2 protein-coding genes and 1 pseudogene are annotated in these 2,495 nt (G+C 52.6%); all 3 read left to right on the top strand.

All coding sequences use genetic code 11. The features are described 5' to 3' along the window. Window positions 1–614 (top strand): VirB6/TrbL-like conjugal transfer protein, CD1112 family (locus QZL71_RS13000; protein ID WP_294649154.1); only part of this gene is annotated, 614 nt, incomplete at its 5' end. 13 nt (window positions 615–627) lie between these two features. Then, complete coding sequence (locus tag QZL71_RS13005; RefSeq protein WP_097777510.1) at window positions 628–993, top strand: PrgI family protein; 366 nt, start codon at window positions 628–630, stop codon at window positions 991–993. Continuing rightward, a pseudogene (locus tag QZL71_RS13010) lies at window positions 965–2,428 on the top strand (VirB4-like conjugal transfer ATPase, CD1110 family); the annotation flags it as partial. The gene QZL71_RS13005 and the pseudogene QZL71_RS13010, both read left to right, overlap by 29 nt. Between the last annotated feature and the right edge of the window lie 67 nt (window positions 2,429–2,495).

Consider the following 2,495-nt stretch of genomic DNA (forward strand, 5'->3'; position numbering starts at 1 on the left):
TCACCCAGCACAACAACATGGCACAGTTTGAGCCTGCCCTCATCATGCGCTGGATCTTCAAAACGGCGGTGTCGGTGTGGCTCATCAGCAATACTTTCGACATTGTGATGGCGGTCTTTGACCTGACACAGAAGGTGGTGTCCGATTCCAGCGGCATCATTGCCGGAAACACCCGTGTCAACGACATTGGCTTGTCGATGTTGGAAGCCTGCCTGATGCAGATGGACGTAGGACCCCTGTTCGGGCTTTTCCTGCAAAGTTTCTTCATCGGCATCACCATGCGGATCTTGAGCATCATCATTTTTGTCATCGTCTACGGGCGTATGATTGAAATCTACTGCATGGTGAGCCTTGCGCCCATCCCCATGGCAACATGGGGCAACCATGAGCAGTCGCACATGGGGCAGAACTACCTGAAATGCCTGTTCGCATTGGGCTTTCAAGGCTTTCTCATCCTCATCTGCGTGGCGATTTACGCCGTGCTGATCCAGAGCGTGGCGATTTCCGGGGATGCCATCAACTCCATTTGGAGCATTGTGGGCTATACCGTTCTGCTTTGTTTCAGCCTGTTCAAGACCAGCTCCGTGACGAAATCCGTTCTCGGAGCGCATTAAAGGAGGTGCTTTATTGGCTGCGTATATTTCCGTTCCCCGTGACCTGACGAAAGTAAAATCGAAGGTCGCATTCAACCTGACGAAACGGCAACTGCTTTGTTTCGGCACAGCGGCTCTCATTGGAGTGCCGCTGTTTTTTGTTCTCCGGGACTCCGGCGGCAACACTGCCGCCACCCTCGGCATGATGGCGGTGATGCTGCCGGCGTTCTTCCTTGGAATGTACGAAAAGAACGGTCAGCCCATGGAAAAGCTGCTGTCGTACTATGTGCAGTCCCGGTTTCTCCGCCCGAAGATTCGCCCCTACAAGACCAACAACTACTATGCACTGCTTATGAAGGGAGGCGTGACCCATGATCCCGTTTTGGAAAAAGACCGGTAAGCACAGCAAGCCCCAGTCTGCGCAGAAGCGCAGGCAGGAAGCGAAGCCTGCTGTGCCCCGGACCGCCCAGCAGTCCATCCCCATGCAGCGGATGTTTGAGGATGGCACCTGCCGGGTGAAGCCCAATTACTACACCCGCACCATCCAGTATCAGGACATCAATTATCAGTTGGCGCAGCAGGAGGATAAGACGGCGATTTTTGAGGAATGGTGCAGTTTTCTGAACTTCTTCGACAGCTCCATCAAATTTGAGCTGTCCTTCGTGAACATGGCAACCGACAGCACCGAGTTTGAGAAAAGCATCCGTATCCCGTACCAGCGAGATGGTTTCGATGATGTTCGTGCTGAGTACAGCCAGATGCTGCGCCAGCAGCTTGCCAAGGGCAATAATGGTCTGACCAAGACCAAATTCATCACCTTTGGTGTGGAGGGCGAAAGCATGGCACAGGTCAAGCCCCGGCTTGACCACATCCAGAACGATCTGCTGAACAACTTCCACCGGCTGGGGGTGCAGGCAAAGCCCCTGAACGGTGTCCAGCGGCTGAAACTCATGCACGATATGTTCAACATGGACGGTGCATCCAAGTTTCATTTTGACTGGAAAGACCTTGTGAAAAGCGGGCTTTCCGTGAAGGATGCCATTGCACCCACCGCCTTTGCCTTCAAAAATTCCCGGACGTTCCAGATGGGAGGCATTTTTTGTGCCGCCAGTTTCTTGAGCATCACGGCCTCCGACATCAGCGACCAGCTGCTGAAAGATTTTCTGGACATGGATTCCAGCCAGATCGTCACCATGCACATCCAGTCCGTTGACCAGAACAAGGCCATCAAAACGGTCAAGCGCACCATCACCGAACTCGATAGATCAAAGATCGAGGAGCAGAAGAAAGCCATCCGTGCCGGATATGATATTGACATCATTCCGTCGGATTTGGCGACTTACGGCAGGGATGCCAAGGCACTTTTGAAGGAATTGCAGAGCCAGAACGAGAGAATGTTTTTGGTGACATTCCTCGTTTTGAACACCGGGCGCACGGAGCAGGAGTTGGAAAACAATGTTTTTCAGGCATCCAGTATTGCACAGAAGCACAACTGCAACCTGTGCAGACTGGACTACCAACAGGAGCAGGGATTGATGAGCAGTCTGCCGTTGGCTGACTGCCAGATCGAAATCCAGCGGGGACTGACTACCAGCAGCACGGCAATCTTCATTCCGTTCACCACACAGGAACTGTACCAGTCCGGCAAAGAAAGCCTGTATTACGGCCTGAACGCCCTGTCCAACAACCTTATCATGGTGGACCGCAAAAAGCTGAAAAACCCCAACGGTTTGATCCTCGGCACTCCCGGCTCTGGCAAAAGTTTCTCGGCAAAGCGTGAAATTGCAAACGCCTTTCTGGTGACGGATGATGATATTATCATCAACGACCCCGAAGGCGAAGTGCGACACGAAGTCGCGTAATGTATTGTGTATAAACACTGCTCTATCCATTTGGAGTAAC

Source organism: uncultured Faecalibacterium sp. (assembly GCF_900066275.1).
GTDB classification, from domain to species: domain Bacteria; phylum Bacillota; class Clostridia; order Oscillospirales; family Ruminococcaceae; genus Faecalibacterium; species Faecalibacterium taiwanense.